Annotated in this window: 16 protein-coding genes; 10 read left to right on the forward strand and 6 right to left on the reverse strand. The window is 39.1% G+C overall.

Translation table 11 applies throughout. From position 1 onward, the window contains the following. Positions 1 to 16 precede the first annotated feature (16 nt). The 3 genes from MMO42_RS06470 to MMO42_RS06480 all read left to right on the forward strand — a co-directional run bounded on the left by MMO42_RS06470 (position 17) and on the right by MMO42_RS06480 (position 4,233). A complete protein-coding gene (locus tag MMO42_RS06470; protein WP_241319772.1) occupies positions 17 to 1,699 on the forward strand; it encodes a Wzy polymerase domain-containing protein in 1,683 nt (560 codons plus the stop codon). A 76-nt stretch (positions 1,700 to 1,775) separates the two neighbouring features. Next, positions 1,776 to 2,510: a TfpX/TfpZ family type IV pilin accessory protein gene (gene tfpZ / locus MMO42_RS06475; protein ID WP_241319773.1), complete on the forward strand. Its 735-nt coding sequence runs from the start codon at positions 1,776 to 1,778 to the stop codon at positions 2,508 to 2,510. A gap of 82 nt (positions 2,511 to 2,592) precedes the next feature. Further along, on the forward strand, positions 2,593 to 4,233 hold the full coding sequence (locus MMO42_RS06480; protein ID WP_241319774.1) for an O-antigen ligase family protein: 1,641 nt from the start codon (positions 2,593 to 2,595) through the stop codon (positions 4,231 to 4,233). Between the two features lie 56 nt (positions 4,234 to 4,289). Here the strand turns inward: MMO42_RS06480 and bfr are convergent, their stop codons facing one another. From bfr to gmk, 6 genes are all read right to left on the reverse strand, one after another. Beyond that, positions 4,290 to 4,754: a bacterioferritin gene (bfr, locus tag MMO42_RS06485; RefSeq protein ID WP_241319775.1), complete on the reverse strand. Its 465-nt coding sequence runs from the start codon at positions 4,752 to 4,754 to the stop codon at positions 4,290 to 4,292. A gap of 305 nt (positions 4,755 to 5,059) precedes the next feature. Then, complete coding sequence (locus MMO42_RS06490) at positions 5,060 to 5,254, reverse strand: bacterioferritin-associated ferredoxin (protein WP_241319776.1); 195 nt, start codon at positions 5,252 to 5,254, stop codon at positions 5,060 to 5,062. A gap of 222 nt (positions 5,255 to 5,476) precedes the next feature. Further along, positions 5,477 to 5,857 carry a RidA family protein gene (locus MMO42_RS06495; protein WP_005147310.1) on the reverse strand — a complete coding sequence of 127 codons (381 nt, stop codon included), beginning with the start codon at positions 5,855 to 5,857 and terminating at the stop codon, positions 5,477 to 5,479. Between the two features lie 165 nt (positions 5,858 to 6,022). Continuing rightward, positions 6,023 to 8,140 (reverse strand): HD domain-containing protein, encoded by a 2,118-nt coding sequence (locus MMO42_RS06500; protein ID WP_241319777.1) that lies wholly within the window; start codon positions 8,138 to 8,140, stop codon positions 6,023 to 6,025. Between the two features lie 299 nt (positions 8,141 to 8,439). Beyond that, a complete protein-coding gene (gene rpoZ, locus MMO42_RS06505; protein ID WP_004657467.1) occupies positions 8,440 to 8,718 on the reverse strand; it encodes a DNA-directed RNA polymerase subunit omega in 279 nt (92 codons plus the stop codon). Between the two features lie 69 nt (positions 8,719 to 8,787). Further along, positions 8,788 to 9,411: a guanylate kinase gene (gene gmk, locus MMO42_RS06510; RefSeq protein ID WP_005297343.1), complete on the reverse strand. Its 624-nt coding sequence runs from the start codon at positions 9,409 to 9,411 to the stop codon at positions 8,788 to 8,790. Positions 9,412 to 9,514: 103 nt separating this feature from the next. Between gmk and ispH the strand changes: the two genes are divergently transcribed. The 7 genes from ispH (at position 9,515) to MMO42_RS06545 (ending at position 17,966) form a co-directional block, all read left to right on the forward strand. Beyond that, positions 9,515 to 10,465 (forward strand): 4-hydroxy-3-methylbut-2-enyl diphosphate reductase, encoded by a 951-nt coding sequence (gene ispH, locus MMO42_RS06515; protein WP_241319778.1) that lies wholly within the window; start codon positions 9,515 to 9,517, stop codon positions 10,463 to 10,465. A gap of 140 nt (positions 10,466 to 10,605) precedes the next feature. Continuing rightward, a complete protein-coding gene (locus MMO42_RS06520; RefSeq protein WP_241319779.1) occupies positions 10,606 to 11,106 on the forward strand; it encodes a GspH/FimT family pseudopilin in 501 nt (166 codons plus the stop codon). Next, the gene (pilV, locus tag MMO42_RS06525) at positions 11,106 to 11,648 is read left to right on the forward strand and encodes a type IV pilus modification protein PilV (RefSeq protein WP_241319780.1); all 543 of its coding nucleotides are present in this window, start codon (positions 11,106 to 11,108) and stop codon (positions 11,646 to 11,648) included. Before MMO42_RS06520 ends, pilV begins: the two co-directional genes overlap by 1 nt. Beyond that, the gene (locus tag MMO42_RS06530) at positions 11,648 to 12,655 is read left to right on the forward strand and encodes a PilW family protein (protein WP_241319781.1); all 1,008 of its coding nucleotides are present in this window, start codon (positions 11,648 to 11,650) and stop codon (positions 12,653 to 12,655) included. The genes pilV and MMO42_RS06530 overlap by 1 nt, the downstream gene beginning before the upstream one ends. Then, positions 12,652 to 13,491, forward strand: coding sequence for a hypothetical protein (locus tag MMO42_RS06535; protein WP_241319782.1), 840 nt, complete (start codon positions 12,652 to 12,654; stop codon positions 13,489 to 13,491). The genes MMO42_RS06530 and MMO42_RS06535 overlap by 4 nt, the downstream gene beginning before the upstream one ends. Before the next feature lie 18 nt (positions 13,492 to 13,509). Further along, positions 13,510 to 17,406, forward strand: a complete 3,897-nt coding sequence (locus MMO42_RS06540) for a VWA domain-containing protein (protein ID WP_241319783.1) — start codon at positions 13,510 to 13,512, stop codon at positions 17,404 to 17,406. Beyond that, a complete protein-coding gene (locus MMO42_RS06545; protein ID WP_277603281.1) occupies positions 17,394 to 17,966 on the forward strand; it encodes a type IV pilin protein in 573 nt (190 codons plus the stop codon). The genes MMO42_RS06540 and MMO42_RS06545 overlap by 13 nt, the downstream gene beginning before the upstream one ends. Position 17,967: the final 1 nt, after the last annotated feature.

Genomic DNA, 17,967 nt, shown 5'->3' on the forward strand with positions numbered 1-17,967 from the left:
AAGGGTTAAAGTTTAAATGAAAGGCTTTTGGGAAAGAGAAAATTTATTATATATTTTTATAACATTATCTTTTTTGTATGGAATTTTAAGTTACCAACATTATAGTCCAAGTTTTCATGATTTTTACATTCATGCATTTGTTTTTTTGTTTATTAATGCTGGTCTTTTTTTATTTTTCCTTAGAAAAGATGTAAATATATATGCTAATCAATTTTTCTGGGTGCTTATACTTTTTACTCTTTTTATTCAACCAATTTTTAATAAAATTATATATGTAGATGGTTTGATTTTTCCATTAGCTATAATTTTTTCAATGTTGTCTTTATCAATTGCTATATCTAATTTAAAAGATAAGGAAAAGTTTATTAGTAAAATAGCGGGAACGCTAATTTTAGGAGCGATTTTTTTACAAATAACTCAGTTTTTTCACATTTTTAAAATCAATTTTTTTGTGGAAATGATGAGGCTCCCTTTACAGTTAGAGCGTTTTTCTGGGAATTTATTTCAGCCAAATCAAACAGCTTTTATATTTATTATGGCTGTTATATCAGTAATGTATTTGTTTAGAGAAAAACGAAAATCTTTATTAAAATATTTTTTAATTTTTATTTTTTCTTTGGGTGTGTCTTTTACTGTAAGTCGTTCTGGATTTTTAATTGTTCTATTTTGTGTTTTAATCTTCAACTTTTTTTATAATTTTTTAAACAATGTTTTTGTTTTTAAATTGAAAGATTTATTTTTTAGTGCTTTGGGTCTTTTATTGGGTCTCTTTTTATATCCATATTTTTCTAGTAATGCGGATATTGTTGATAGGGCAAATATGAGTCTAGAGGACCCAAGGATATCTTTATTTCATAGAACATGGCTTATAATTTCAGAGCATCCAATTATGGGAGTGGGGTGGAAAAATTTTTCATCCGCAGGCCTAGAACACTTTAGTGAACTTAGATGGTTTAGTTCAACAGATCATTCTCATTTTATTTTTGGTCAATTATTGAGTGAATTTGGTTTATTGGGGGTACTTATAACTTTTTTATTCTTATTTATTTTTTTTAAAAATATAAAAATAAAAAGTTTAGATCAGTTATATGTATTTACTATAATAATTTCTATAATTTCTTATTCATTATTTGAGTTTCCATTGTGGCAATTGAGATATTTAATAGTTTTTTCTATATTTCTTTCTCTTTTTGATGGTTGGCGTAAGGTTTTTTATTCAACAAGTAAGGCATATATATTGTCTGCTATTTCTTTGATTTTTTGTTTTTTTTCTCTATATTATATTCATGAGTATAAAAAAGTTTCATATCTTTATGATTACACAGTTAGGAGTGATATAAGTTTAAAGAATAAAGTTTTGGAGATTTCTAAAATAGAGCCAATTTTTGGTTTTGGATTTTTTAACGACATCATTGTGTATGAGATTTTATCCAGTGGAAATTTTGAATTATCAAAAAAAATAGAGGTTGGTGATAGATTGGTTCATTACATACCTAGCTATACCTATTTGGTTCGACATGCTACCAATCTTGCTGAAGCAGGAAATTATGAAAGCTCCAATTATTATTTTAGTGCATCTTGTCACTATAATTTTGGTGTTCAATGTGAAAGAACAAAAAAATATTTAAGAGAGTTGTCTATATATAATCCTAAAGATTTTGAGACGATTTATAAATCCATTATTTTAAAATACAAGTAATTTTTAAAGATTACAAAATTTTAAATTTTTGGCAATCTTTGCACTTAAATTTTTATGGACTGAAGGAGTACTGTTTATGGCAAACCGTTTAATTATTTTTCTTTCTCATTTATCTATATCAATAGTATTAGCTTTAGTTATTATTTTTATTATTTTTTTTATTTGGTATCCTGCACCTCTCGCATCTGCTGTAGGTGTAACACATATTTTTGTTATATTGCTTGCAGTTGATGTTACTATTGGCCCACTTTTAGGCTTGATGGTTTACAAAAAGAATAAAAGGAAGCTAAAATTCGATCTGACTATTATAGTATTAATTCAGAGTATTGCACTTGGTTACGGAGTCTATAGTATTGCTCAGGGGCGTCCAGCATGGTTGGCTTATAATGTAGACCGGTTTGAACTGGTGCGTAATAACGAGATTCTCAGAGAACTGATAGCTCAAGCAAGTCCTCAATATCAACAGCCTTCATGGCTAAAACCTCAATTTGTCGGTGTTGAATTTGCCAAAGATAAAAATATTCGCGGTGATGAGATGTTTGCTGAAGTTCTGGGGGGAATTTCTATTGCCCAAAAACCAGAACGATATGTACCGTTGGATAAAGTAAAAAGTCAAATTCAACAACGTGCACAAAGTTTAGATTTATTAATTCAATTCAATGATAAAGCTTTGGTGCAAAATACTTTGTCTAAATACCCGCAAGCGACAGGCTTTGTTCCTTTAAAAGCCAATGCTGTTGATATGACAGTACTCATAAATAGAGAAAAAGGCGAAGTGGTTAAAATTGTAGATCTACGACCTTGGAAGTAAATTGTAGCTTTTATCTTATATTTAGTTTGTGTACGAAGGCTTAGCGATATAATTCCCTAAGCCTTTTTTTCATGTACAAAGTATGCAATTTTTATGCTTTTTCCTTGCCAGCGTTCTGATTAGCTTTGCTTGGCTCTCCCCATTTCATACGTACCCTTGGGTAACTTTTTCAGGTGAACTTGCCAGTTTTTTAGCAGGCTTAGTGTTGCTTGCTACGTTCCTCAATAAAAAAATGATTATTCCACGGGCACAGCTTTGGATTGTTCCGATTATTGCCGTTCCATTGCTACAGTGGGGCTTTGGATTAGTCTATGACTTTAGTACTGCACTTCTAAGCTCACTCTATATTTTTGCGTTTTGGCTCATGATTGTGCTGGGTTTTAACCTTTCTTTAGAAGCAGAAAAGCGTGAAGTGCTGATGCAGGAGATCTCTAAACTTCTGTTTGGTATTGCAATTGTCTGCAGTGTCATGGCGATTGTGCAATGGTGTGGGTTTGGAGGGATGATTAACGGCATTATGCAGTTAAAAGGCGATCGTCCTTATGCCAACTTTGGACAGCCGAATCATTTAGCAACATTCCTCATTATGGGCCTCATGGGGGCTTTGTTTCTGTATGAAAAACGCATCGTAGCTTCATGGTGGTTGTTGCCATCTAGTTTATTGATTCTATTTACCATTGCTTTAACTCAATCTCGAACTTCTTGGGTGGTGTGCTTATTTATCCTGTTCTATTGGATGTATAAGCGATATAAACAGCAACCACGTTTAAATTTTCCTAAGCTTTGGGCATGGTGCATTGGTTTTTTTGTGATTGCAGCATGGGGCTTGCCACTGCTCACAAATGTCATTGAAATGGTCTCAAACTCAGAAGTTGTACAAACAACCAGTTTGGCTGAACGTGCAAGCTCTGGATATTTGCGTTTTGATATCTGGACACAAATGTTATTGGCGCTGAAAGAGCAGCCTTGGCTGGGCTATGGATGGAATCAGACCAGTATTGCTCAGATCAGTATTTTTAATTTACATCCTTCACACGAATGGGTGATCAGTGCACATAATGTATTGCTTGATATTTTGGTCTGGAATGGTTTGCCACTTGGGTTGTTGATTATTGGCTATATGGCGGTATGGTTTTTCTGGTTAGACCGAAATGCCAAAGACACGACTTCAGTCGTTGCGATTATGATGGTTGCTGCAATTCTGATTCATGCCATGTTGGAGTTTCCGCAACGTTATGCTTATTTCCTGCTTCCGATGGGCTTTTTGCTAGGATTGATTCAGGCACAGACACCTAATTTGAAAGGCATGACGTTACATAAAAATGTGATTCGTTGTATTTGGCTGATCGCGATTGTGTTATTGATATTGATTTGGCGTGATTACAAGCTATTTCAGGAAAATAGTCGTTTAATTTTTAAAAAGCAGCAACCGACAGTAGAGATATTGGGAAGTTCGAAGATTTTGATGCTCACCCAATTCCAGCAGCGTCTGGATTGGATCAGTTTAAAGCCCCAAACTGCGATGACCGATAGGGATTTGGAACAGATTGGGAGAATGGTAAAGAATAAAGCGACGCCTTATAACTTGAAGAAATATGCACAGTTGCTTGCTTTTAATCACAAATTTGAACAGGCTGAACAGCAGTTATTTATTTTAAAGCAGCTATATAAGCAAGACCTAAGCTTACCCGAAGTGGTTGAATTGAATAATCGAGCTATATAAAAAAATAAAGCCCTAATCAGGGCTTTATTTTCTTCAATCTAAACAAGGTAGCTAAATTAGATTTGGCTTTGAATATAATTCTCGATACCTACATTTTCTACTAAATCAAGCTGTGTATCGAGCCAATCCCAGTACTCTTCTTCTTTCTCTAGGATCTCTTGAACTAAGTCACGCGTCACATAATCTTGCTCTGCTTCTGCAAGTTCAACCGTTTGCTTGATTGCCTCAATATTTTCTTTAACTTTACGAATATCGCAGTTGAGGACTTCTTGAGTATGTTGGCCGATATACAACTTACCTAGATGCTGTAAGTTCGGTAAGCCTTCTAAAAACAGAATACGTTCGATGATTTTATCTGCGTGTTTCATCTGGCGAATAGATTCTTTATATTCAGCTGAACCGAGTTGCTCAATTCCCCAATCATTAAACATGCGCGAATGCAAAAAGTATTGATTGATTGCGGTTAAATGGTGGTAAAGCACCTGATTGAGCTGGTTAATAACTTCACGATTGCCTTTCATTGCGCTTACTCCAAAAACACTAAGTGATGCCAAGTAGCATCTAAAGAATGCCCTTAGTCGCAAGCATCTGTGAAATCTCAACAGACCCTGACTCAGGCAATTTTTATTATTTTAGTCAACAACGAATCATCTGGCGAGTAATTTATAGAACGGCAAATGAAAATCACAATCAAAAACATCCTAATATTGTTATATTTTTTATAAAAAAACCGCTTTAGTGAGGAACTTTTTTAAGTTCTACAAAAAGCGGTGGAGTCGTAAAAACGAGTAAAAATTGAGTGATATTATCTAGAAAGAAAAATAAATTAAGCAGCTATAGAGATGCGCGCAGCGATTTCGGCCAGTTCATCACTGATAATTGCACGAGCTTCAGGGACACAACGACCACAACATGTACCTAGGTCGAGTAGGTCACGGATTTCACGATAGCTTTCAGCGCCATTTGCAACGGCGTCTTTGATATCCTGATCTGTAATTCCACGACATAAACAAACATACATGGGAGTGAGCCACAAATATAAATGCGATAATTGATATTATTGATAATTATTATCGTTTGTCAATGAATTTCATTCTTACAATGAGTATATTCTTATTGAGAATTTGAATAAAAAAATACCACCTGAGCGGAAATCCGAGTGCTGCTCGGATTTTTGCGCAAGGGTGGTTCATAATCTAGAAATATATTTTAGGTTAAGTGTTTGTATTTTATTTAAAAAATATTATGGAATGATGACAATCCCATCCATCTCGACTAGCGCATTTTTAGGCAAGCTTGCAACACCAAGCGCGGCGCGTGCAGGATAAGGTTGAGCAAAGTATTCGCCCATGATTTGATTCACCAACTGAAAGTGAGACAGATCGGTCAGGAAGATATTGAGTTTTGCAATGTCAGCCAAACTACCGCCCGCAGCAGTACAAACTGCTTTAAGGTTATCAAATACGCGACGGATTTGAGCTTCAATGCCTTCTACAAGTTCCATACTATACGGATCTAAGCCGATCTGGCCTGAAAGATAGAGCGTATTGCCAACAAGAATTGCTTGAGAATATGTTCCGATAGCAGCAGGGGCGTGTTCAGTATGAATAACTTGGCGTGACATTTAGCTCTCCTAGGTGGTTTTTCTATCTTAAACCATGTGACTTTAACACAAAAGTGTAGGCACGAAAGTGCTGAATACTGGATAGTCGCTGTTGTATCGATTGATTATTAGGATTTTTATATCTATAAAACGCAGCCGCTTTTCATTGTACAGGTACAGTGAGGTCTAGTTAGCCGTCGCTAATTTTGCAACTTCAGGTTGAACAATTGGCATATTTAAGCGCTCAATACGCGGAAAACCAAAATGCATTCTTAAGTCGCGGATGATCTGCGCGATTTGATTACGGTTACTCACCACAATATTGACATAGGTTTTTTGGTCTTGAGAGTGAACCATTTCTACACCAGTCTTTGCTTTTCGACATTGATAAATCAAATCAGAAATTTGTTCATCATTCATGGTCATATGAATACAAAGATAAGCGCTGAACCGAACATCATCAATTTCTTCTGATTGCCAAAGAAGCGGCATGATATTTTCTGGATGTTGATGCTGTTCGTGTAATAGATTACGACAACGGGAGCGATGCACGATCAGGCCGCGTCGTGATAGGTGTCCTTGAATTGGGTCGCCAAGTACAGGGTTACAACAATGCGCATATTTTACATCAACGCCTTCGGTGCCTACAATCAAACGGTCAGATGCTTCCTGATGTTGTGAGTGATAGTCCTGAGCAAATAGATGATTTGCAACCAGTTGAGGTAATAAATCACCAACGGCAATCTGTTCAAACAGCGTATCTTTACTGCTTAAATGTCGCCATTCGAGGACGTTAGTCCAGTCGTTTGGTGAGAGATCATTGATAGAACGTTGGAACAGTTTTAATGCGCGATTCAATGCTTGTTGCCCAACTAAGCGTTGTTCTTCAATATCTTGCTCACGGAGTATATTTTGTAGTGCGCGGCGTGCTTTTTGTGTATTGATGAAGCTGAGCCAATCTGGATTTGGGGTAGCAAGCACATCGGTAATAATTTCGACCACTTGTCCGCTGTGTAGCGGTGTCGACAATGGACGAATTTCACCATCAACTTTTGCACCCACGGCATGGTTGCCTAAAAATAGGCTGGCAGAATAAGCAAAATCAACAACCGTTGCTCCCTGCGGTAATTCATGCAGTTGACCATGTGGCGTATACACCCAGATTTTTTCTTGGTGTAAATAATCGAGCAAATCGCTAAATGTGGTTTTAGCACAACCACTATCAATCAGTGTATTCAAGTTTTGCATAGAGGCTTGAATCGCTGAACGGCAGGCTTGAGGTGCATTTTCCCCAAGTACAACACCAAAGCGCGCTGCTTTACGCATCAGCTCAGTTTGAATGGTTAGAGAGAGTGTTGTTTTTTCGCCTTTCAGTTTGATCATGAGCGATTGATTGCCACCTGGTAGTGGGCGGCGAATATGATCTCTATATTGTAAAACTTGGAAATTATCTTTGAGTGCTTCAACTAAACGGTCACAATCGGCGATGCTCTGTAAAATAATTTCAAAGGCATGACTATGACTGAGTTCATTTAAATCAATTTCATTTTTAACAAAATGGCGGAGTAATTCGATATTGTTATTTTTCTTTTTAATACGGCCTTTTAGCTCATGTGTTTTTAATAAATCAGAGAGTTTTTGTTCCCAAATGGCCTGATATTCACAACGTTTTGGCTTGGTTTCTAATAATGCGGTTTGCACATCATTAAACATATCTAAATCAAGATTTTGATAGCATAGATGCTCAAGGTTATCTGCCATCTCGTTCATCCCGACGAGACGTGCCATCGGGACAAAAACATCCAGTGTTTCTTGCGCAATACGCGCTCGTTTATCAGGACGAAGTGCACCCAAGGTGGTCATATTATGATAGCGGTCAGCCAGTTTAATAATAATGACACGTGGGTCTTGTAGAGTCGCTTGTAAAATTTTTCGGAACGATGCGGCTTTGTTATATTCTTTATCACTGGAATGGCTAAGTTTGGTGACACCATCTACAAGTTCAGCAACAACCAAACCATATTTTTGCCCAATTTCATCTTTGGTGAACTCAGTATCTTCAATTACATCATGCAATAAGGCCGCCATCAGTGTATCGGCATCAAGACGCATATGCGCCAAAATGCAACTCACTGCAATGGGGTGTAGTACATAGGGTTCACCACTTTTACGCGTAATACCGCTATGCGCTAAATCAGCAAAATCGCAGGCAGCAAGCACACGTTGAACGTCGCTATCTTTGAGATAGGCTTCAATAATTGCTCTGAGCTGTTGCTTGGCTTGGCTGACCTCTTCGCCTGGCATATAACACCTTTTATAACATGAATTCAGTAATGATCGGGGCGGTTGAAATTTCAATCCTGTATTGCGTTATCGCGAATACACTAGGAGCGATGAAGACTCCGTAGAACTAGGCTGAAACACAAACATTGTCCCTAGCCTCTAATGAAAAGCATATTGCTAAACTTGTCAATTTGTTCATTATAAAAACTCGTAAATTTTTTCAATGAAGGATATTGCTTTTATCAATATGCACCGAATTTTGCAAGAAAGAAAAAAGCCCAGAGTCTTCACAATGGGCTTTTACACAAAACAAATTCGATTTAGAAAGTGAAACCTTCTAAATTTAGTGAATTTGTAGACAGTACCATATCAAGGTTTGATGTTTGGTAGTCTTGATCGCGCTGTTTTAAAATTTCTTTAGTCACATGACCAACCGCAATTTCGCGTAATGCAACAACTGTTGGTTTATCATTATCCCATTCTACAGTTGGTTCCATACCTTGACGTGCTAATTGACGTGCACGTTTACTCGCTACCAGTACCAACTCAAAACGGTTATCTACGTGGTCTAAACAATCTTCAACGGTTACACGTGCCATAAGTTGTCTCGTTTGAACATTACATTTGAAAGACTGAGTAGTATAAAAGGCTTTTATACAAGACTCAAGTTATTCGCGATTAAGGGTAATTAAGTTTTCAATTAATTGTTGATGACGATTGCTTTGTTGCAAGGTGACCAAACGGTTTGCAGTAATGATCGCTTCCAAATCATGTACCGCTTTATTGAAATCATCATTAATAATAACGTAGTCAAAACTCGCAAAATGGCGCATATCTTCAACCGCACAACTTAAGCGATGTTCAATCACATCGACCGAATCTGTGCCACGATTGGAAAGACGCTGTCTTAAATCATATTGTGTTGGCGGTAAGATAAAAATTTGTTTTGATTCAGGAAAAAGTCGACGTACCTGTTCAGCGCCTTGCCAGTCAATTTCAAGTAAAACATCATGACCTTGTTGGAGTTGTTCTTTTACTTTGGCTTGTGAAGTACCGTAATAATTTCCGAATACTTCTGCGTATTCGATGAAACCACCTTCTTCAACTTGTGCCAAAAAGGTTTCTTTATTGGTAAAATGATAGTGCACACCGTCGAGTTCACCAGGACGTTGACCGCGTGTAGTATGTGAGACAGAAACGTGTAGGTTGCTGACTCGATCGAGTAGGGCTTTGACCAAAGATGTTTTGCCTGTTCCTGAGGCTGCAGAAACGACAAACAAGAGACCCGACATGATATTTTTCCTGAATATGATAAAATATCTTGGCTATTGTAGTGTAGCGTGCCATTAAACGAAATAGTTTGGTGTAAAAATTCAGTTGATGAGAGAGGATGTTATGGAAATCGTGTTGGCCAATCCACGAGGCTTTTGTGCTGGTGTTGACCGTGCTATAGCAATCGTCAATCGGGCACTGGAATGTTTTAACCCACCTATTTATGTACGTCATGAAGTGGTGCATAACAAATTTGTAGTGGACGACTTACGTCAGCGTGGCGCTGTTTTTGTTGATGAGCTGGATCAAGTGCCTGATGATTCCATTGTGATTTTTAGCGCACATGGCGTATCAAAGGCGGTACAACAAGAAGCGGATCGCCGTGGTTTAAAAGTATTTGATGCAACTTGTCCGCTAGTGACCAAGGTGCATATCGAAGTGACAAAATATGCCCGTGAAGGGACCGAAGCCATTCTGATTGGACATGAAGGTCACCCTGAAGTAGAAGGGACCATGGGGCAATATGATAAGTCTCGAGGTGGTGAGATTTATCTAGTCGAAGATGAACAAGATGTTGAAGCCTTAATGGTGAATCATCCTGATAAAGTAGCTTTTGTTACCCAAACCACGTTGTCTATTGATGATACAGCCAAAGTGATTGATGCTTTGAGAAGCAAATTTCCAATGATCCAAGGTCCGCGTAAAGATGATATTTGCTATGCAACGCAAAATCGTCAAGATGCGGTACGTGACCTAGCAGAGCAATGTGATGTGGTGTTGGTGGTCGGTTCGCCAAATTCATCAAATTCAAATCGTTTACGTGAATTAGCTGAACGTATGGGCAAGTCTGCCTACCTTGTCGATAATGCGGATCAGCTTGAAAAAGCTTGGTTCAAAGCAGACAGTAAAATTGGTGTAACTGCTGGCGCATCAGCACCTGAAATTTTAATTAAACAAGTGATTCAACGTTTACAAGATTGGGGTGCAACACCACCCAAAGAGCTCGAAGGAAGAGAGGAAAATATCACTTTTAGTCTACCAAAAGAGTTGCGTATACAGGTGATACAAGCCTAATTTTATTAGAAAAATGTGAACTGGAAACGGATGGACTGCACTCCATCCGTTTTTTTTTGGTGCTTATCTGCTTTGTATTGGTTCTGTAAAAATAAAATTTAATATAGAGTCAGGAATTTTAAAGAATTTGGTGTGGGGCGATGGGGAAAAGTCAGGGGTTCACCTTAATCGAGTTGATGGTGACAATTGCAGTATTTGCTGTTATTGCGATGATGGCTGCTCCATCTTTTGGAAATATGATGACAGAGCAAAAACTAAATGCATCGTCTAGAGAATTAGTACTTGCGATTAATCAAGCAAAATCACAAGCTGCAATGATGAAAACAACGGTGGCACTTTGTCTGAATAGAACAAATACAGATAATGATTTTAATAAAGATAAATGCGCTACTGCAATAGCACTTCCTGGTTATGCGACCTTGGCCGCAACAGACAAAATAAAGGCACAACAAAATCGTGTTATTTCCGTGCAAATAGATCCACAAATCGTAGTCGATTCTACCAGTGCAGTAGCTGTTTTATTTAATGAAGTTGGTAGTGCAACAACAACAGGAACTTTTCAGTTCTGTAAATCAAATAAACAAAGAACAATAAATGTAACAAGGTTAGGAAGTGACAAACCAGTATCGGGGACATGCTAATGAAGATGAATAACCACCAGAAAGGTGTGGGACTTATTGAAGTCTTGGTTGCCTTGTTGTTGCTTGCGGTTGGGGTATTGGGCTATACGATTTTACAACTTCGTGCAGTTGATGCCTCTAGTGAGGCTTTAATGCGTTCTCAGGGAATTATGGTGTTACGCGGTTTAAGTGAAAGTATGCGAGCAAATGCAACTGCCCAAAATAATTATCCCACCGCCGTTCGTAGCTATACCAATATTACCGCCGCCCCAACAGCTCCAGCTCAATTATGTTTCAATCCATCGACTGCTTGTACCCCTGCACAAATGGCAACTTATGATGCATTTATTGCTGCTAAAGCTGCATTTGCTATTGGCATGAATATTACGATGGATAATTGCCCAGGTGTTGCATCTGCGCCTGTACGGAGACAATGTTTATTCGCTGCTTGGGGTGATACGAGCATCAGTGCAACGAATACTGCTGCTGATGTCAGTACATGCATGAGTACAGCAGGGGTGTATGTTAGTAGTTCTAAATGTTTGATGATGGAGGCATATTAATGAAAGCCTCACATTCTTCTTATAAACCAATACAACAATTGGGTTTTACACTTATCGAATTAATGGTGGCTTTAGCACTTGGGCTATTGATCACGGCTGCAGCTGTTCAGCTTTTTACCGGTGGGATGCTGTCTTCAAAAATGCAAGAAGCGAATGCAGAGCTACAGAATAGTGGGGTTTTCGGCTTAGACTATATTGCTCATGATCTGCGCCTCGCAAATTATACTAATATTAATAATCCAGCCTTGAATGAACAGACGCCATGGGGAGGAATTGTACTTACTGCGAGTTCTACCCCTTCAAGTACAAACGTTAACCTTCCAATTCCAACAGCAGCCCCTTTTATTGCGAACGGTTTGCTGAGTCATAGCGTGGGAACAGGTGAAGCAGTAAGTAGTGTAAAAAATGAATGGCGTGGTCTATCAAATGCTGATATCCAAAGCGATCAAATAACCATTCAGTTTGTTGCACCAAATGCAATGGTTAACTGTGAAGGTGTTAATGTACAGGCGCGAGATTATGTGATTCAGCGTTATTTTTTAAGACCGATTGATCCCAATGCTACCACCGGAACTGAGTATGGTTTAGCTTGCGATGCAAATACACCAACACCAGTTGGAACAACAGCCGTTAGTCGACCTACGACCATTACTGGGTTCGGTGGGGCTGGCGAGTTGATTATGCCGAGAGTTGATCATTTTACGGTGCAACTTGGGACTCGGGCTGCTAATGGTAATCTTGCTTACTATACGATTAACCAATATCGAACATTGGCTGCTGCGGCACGAGGAGCGGCTACACCAACTGAGCCACCTCGAATTGTTTCTGTGAAATTGGCAGTATTGGTCCGCTCTACAGATAACACAAGAAACAGCGCAATCGATCCAACGCAAAAGATTGATATTTTAAATCAAAATATTGAGCTAAAAGATAAAAATACTAAATATGCGCGTCGTGTATATAGCACCACCGTTGCCCTTCGCAATGGTTTGGGGGAAAGAATATGAGGACCATAAAAACCTTAGGTGATCAGCAACGTGGAGCAACTCTCATTGTTGTATTGATTCTATTATTGTTGATTACTGTCATTGGTATTGTTGCAGTGAGAACGGCGATTACTTCTCTGAATATCGCAACCAATAGCCAAATTGGACAACTGTTGGTACAGACAGGCGATACCCCCAATAATCAGTTCCTCAATGTATCAAACTATGATGTGCTGCGCGCTGCTGATGTCGCTATTGGTGCTGCTGAAATGGAACATCGTAATGCGCCAGGTAAAGAGTATATTTTTTGTTATAAACCAACTTTGAATCAACAGCTTGCTGCAACTATGGATGCAACGGTTTTGATTCCTCCTGCCAAAAATGACCCTAGCGATACCAAAGCGACAATAGATTCAACTCAGACCAATCGCAGTGGTTTTTGTAATTTAGAAAGCGATTTCGGTAGTGCTCGCGAAGCTGTAGTTACCCAAGTTGCGATAAGAATTCCAACAGATACAGAAAATGTGGATGCAGGTGCTTATTTAGAATCAGGTATAGATCAAGGTGCAGGTTCAATTGTGCAAAATAGTAAAACTACGAGTACGCGTGTGCGAGTGACGACAACTTCAATTTTGCCAAATTATTCAAGTACAGACTTAGCTACAGTGCAGCAAGATTGTATTGGTAATGGTTCGTCAGTCGGTTACATCAACGATGCATTGGACTCAGAAGTGGCAGGGAAAAAGACGGTTGCAGATTGTCTGGCTGGTTATGGTATTCCCGTCAATGTACAAGTACAGGAAATGATTTTGCAACAATTGGATCAAGAAACAACTTCACCAGCATCGGCATGGTAAATGGATTGGAGAATGATGATGAAAAAATTAAAAAATAGATTGATTTCCAAAAATCATACTCGCCTTGTTGAATATGGTGTGTCATTTTTGTGGGCATTTACAGGAACGATGCTGGTTACTTCATCTGTGGTGCAAGCAAGTGATTTGCAGATTTATGCGGTTCCTACTGCAGGCAAAAAAACCATTGTTATGATGCTCGATACCTCTGGTTCGATGAATCCTGGTTCGAATAGTTATAGAGAAGATCGAATCACTAGTCTGAAAACAGGGATGAATACTTTTCTGAATAGTAATAATCCCATTTTAGATGAGGTGCGAGTTGGATTGGGACATTTCTCTGTTGGGGGGGACGGTCGATCAAGCCGGATATTAGTCAAGGCAGATAAGTTAGGTCCTGCGGGTTCTGCACAGCGAACTGCTTTAAAAAATGCAGTAAATGGTTTGACTGCGACAGGAGGGACACCAACGGCTCATGCCTATGCAGAAGCTGCTGCCTATTTGATGGGGACGAACACCACAAGCCCTTCTGAAATTCAAGTAGATGTTTATAAAAAAGTAATTAATACTAATACAAATTGTCCAAGTGCTTATCCACAATGGAATAATGGTTGGGGGGGGGATGGAAAGTGCTATGAATTTTACTCTCGGTGGAATGGATTTTATGGGAAATCTACAAATCCAGTGACCACAACTACGACAACTTATTACAGCTGTAATAGCTTAAATAATACTGATTTTTATAATAATACACAGACTTGTAGATCATCTGGCTGGGTAGCTTTAAATTCAACTGCTCCAACGGACTTGAATGATTACATTAATAATGGTTCTGATGTTTTTTATAAGACCGAACAACAAATAGGAAATAATGCGGATAGTGGCTTTGATAGTTCAGTTGCAAATTCTAAAGATGGTTTAAAATATATTTCACCCTTACCTCCAGAAGCAGATCGTGTCAGTTGTGACGGACAAGGGGTTTATATTTTATCTGATGGTGCTGCGAATGGTACAAATACCGCACGAGCAACCTCTATCATGACTGCCGCTTTGGATTCTAAAGGTGCTGGATTTACGTGTTCTGGTGGGCTGACAGATGCAAATGATCCTGATGGAAATCCTGGTGGATGGCATTGTATGGGGGAGTTTGCAAAAAGGCTTTTTGATAAAACAAAGAATCCGGCCGGGATTTCGATTCAAACTGCTTTTGTTGGTTTTGGTAGTGACATGAATAGTCTAAATCAACAATTTGTCAAAAGAGCTTGTGCTTTAAGTTCGCGTACTCAAAGTGACCGTACGGGCAACGATGCCTGTTCACCTGGTCAAACAAATGGCGTTGCAAACCCGGGTTATGGTAATGGTGGTTTCTTTACTACTCAGAGTGCGCAAGGTGTTACAGATAGCGTCATTGCGTTTATTAATAACCTTGGCGCAGCTCCATTAGAACCATTAACCACAGGCGCAATTTCTGTTCCAGTTGACGATTTAAATCCAACAGGTTTACAGCCTTATGGTTATTTACGTGGTTTGGAGCCAAACCCACAAAGTAATAAAGCAATTTGGACTGGGAATCTAAAAAAATACAAAGTGGCTTTGACAGGCACCAATGTTGGAAAATTTACCGCGGCCGATGGTTCAACATTGGTCTATGATCGAAATGGGGCATTTAATACCAACACAAAAGATCTTTGGAATAGCTCAAGCGTTTATAAGAATACTAGTTATAACGATGGCGGTATTATTGGGTTAGGTGGTGCTTATTCAAAAGTTCCAATGCCAAGTAACGGTCAAAATCAGGACTTAAATAAAAATCCTAAAGAATATGCACTTACAGCAACACCAAATGCTTTGCGTACCTTGTTTACGGATGTGGCACCAACAGGAGGGGCAACATTGGTTGGTGCTGCGAACGGTGCAAGCTTGTTAAGAATTCCTGAAGGACCCTTGCCAGCAACTGGTGTAGGCGCCTACGTTTTAGGTAAATTTGGCACACAAACCACATTAAAAGATTTTCCATTAACGATTAAGCAAAAATTACTGAATTATCTTGGTTTTACTGTTCCATTAGACGAAACTGCAACAGCATTACCAACATCATTAGTGACCCCAAATGTACCTAATTTAGCCATGGGGGGAAGTATTCACTCTTTCCCTATTCAATTGACCTATTCTGGGGAGCTAGATGCAACGGGGAAATTGACCAACATTCGTAGTCAATCAGTATTGTATGGCACGATGGACGGTGGTTTGCACATTGTAGACAATTCAACTGGCGAGGAGCAGATGGTATTTGTTCCGTCTGAACTGCTAAAAAAACCAGTCGCATCTAAGGCATTGGTGAAAGGGCAAGATGATGAAAATGCACCTGTTCATGGCCTAGATGGTGCATGGGTCGCAGACCCTGCCTATAAGGCGCAAAAGTCTGGTGGTACTGGTGAGAGTAATTTGATGAAAGCACGCCAAATGAATGTTTATGGTGGTTTGCGTATGGGTGGTGAAGGCTATTATGGCTTAGATGTTTTAGATCCAAAAGCACCAAAGTTTTTATTTAGAGTTGGTTCAGATCAGGCTAATTTTAATCGGATGGGGCAATCTTGGTCTAAACCAGTTTTAACTAATATCCGTTATAACAATAAAATTACGCGTGTCATGATTGTAGGTGGTGGATATGACCAATGCTATGAGAATCCGCGTTTTGAGTTCGGTAAGGTATTTTCTACAACGACTGTAAATGGTGTGACTGTACCAAGTGAATACCCAGATGCTTCTTGTGATAATGTGACAGCAGCTAAAGGTAATGCCGTTTATATTATTGATGCGAAAACAGGCGAGCGGTTATGGTGGACAAGTAGTTCGACTGGAGCAGATACATCCAATACTGATATGAAGCATAGTATTGTCAGCCGTATAAGTGCAATTGATCGTGATGGCGATGGTTTAACAGACCACCTATATTTTGGTGATTTGGGAGGGCAGGTCTTCCGTGCCGATTTAAATAATGCTGCAGGAACATCTAAAGCAAACTTTGGTAAACGAGTGGTACGTTTGGCAAATCTAGCAACCACGACATCGGGAGCACAATTAGGTACAGGGAAAAACCCTCGTTTCTATGAGGCTCCAACTGTGACGATCCATCGCCAAGGCGCAACGACCTTTATTTTAGTTGGTTTGGCATCAGGGAATCGCAGTACTCCACTAGACGTTTATCCAACAATTGGTCGTGATGGTATGTTGCCAAGTAGTGCGTTGTCAGATCGTTTGGTGAATAACGTATATGGTGTGATTGATCGAGACTTTATTAAATCCGATTTAATAACGGGTGCTCCAACGCTGGCCTCTAAAGATCGAACTTTGCAGCATTTACAGAAAGATCCGCAAAAACTGACTAGTAATATCCCTGCTGTATTTATTGGTGCAACTGCCACCAAAGATGGTTGGTATCGTTCATTATCGAGTAAAAGTGATGGGACTGAAACATCTTCAACAGGTTTTAGAGTTCCTGGGGGAATGAAAGCATTTGAAGAACCAATTGCAATTTCAGGTAATTTGATTGTTCCAGTCTATGATCCACAAGGTACAGGTATTGCACCACAAAACCCATGTTTACCGCGTGTTGTGGGTGAAACGGATCGTCAAGTCTTTAGTATTCCATTTGGTGTTTACTTGAAACTTGATAACACACCAGATACTGGAGTTGGCGGTAAAGAAGATTTTACTGGTTTTCAAACGACAACGGATGATTGCCCAGTTGGTGTTGCTGAATGTAATAAAAACCCAATTGGTGGAGGTATTCGTGGTATTGCTCTTGTTCCGAAAGGAAATGGAGGCTGCGAGAAGGGCCTTACTGCTGGTCCAGGTGGATGGGGATGTTCAGGACGAATCAATCCAACGCGGTGGTATGAAAAATGGGTAAAATAAATAAAAAATCCATCAGTTTTACTCAGCCTACTTACTTAGTAAGTAGGCTAGGGCGTGGTTCCAAAGGATTCACTTTGGTTGAGTTGATGATTGTGTTAGTTATTATTGCGATATTTACAGCAATCGCGATTCCTAGTTATCGGGAATATGTAAGGCGAGCAGATGTATCGATTGCACAACAAGAGATGCAGAAGATTGCAGAACAGCTAGAACGGCATAAGGCAAAGAACTTTACATATAGAGGGTTTGATCCTAATTATATTTATGGTGTAACAGGCTCTGCTTTGAATTCGGTAACCTTGCCAAGAGGTGCAACTGGTGCAGCAATTAAATATACAATAACGATTAGAGATGCAGATGATCCGACAAAATTATTAACAGATGCAACGGTTCCATCTGTGATTAGGGCACGAGCTTGGGTGATGAAAGCCGAGGGTAGTGATTCGAGAAATTATGACTTATTACTGACAAGTGCAGGAAGAAGCTGTAAAAATAAGACCAAAACGTTAGTTAATTATACAAGTTGTGGAACATCGTCCACAGGCAGCGAGGCTTGGTAAA

It is taken from the genome of Acinetobacter sp. ANC 3882 (assembly GCF_022549545.1).
Classification (GTDB): domain Bacteria; phylum Pseudomonadota; class Gammaproteobacteria; order Pseudomonadales; family Moraxellaceae; genus Acinetobacter.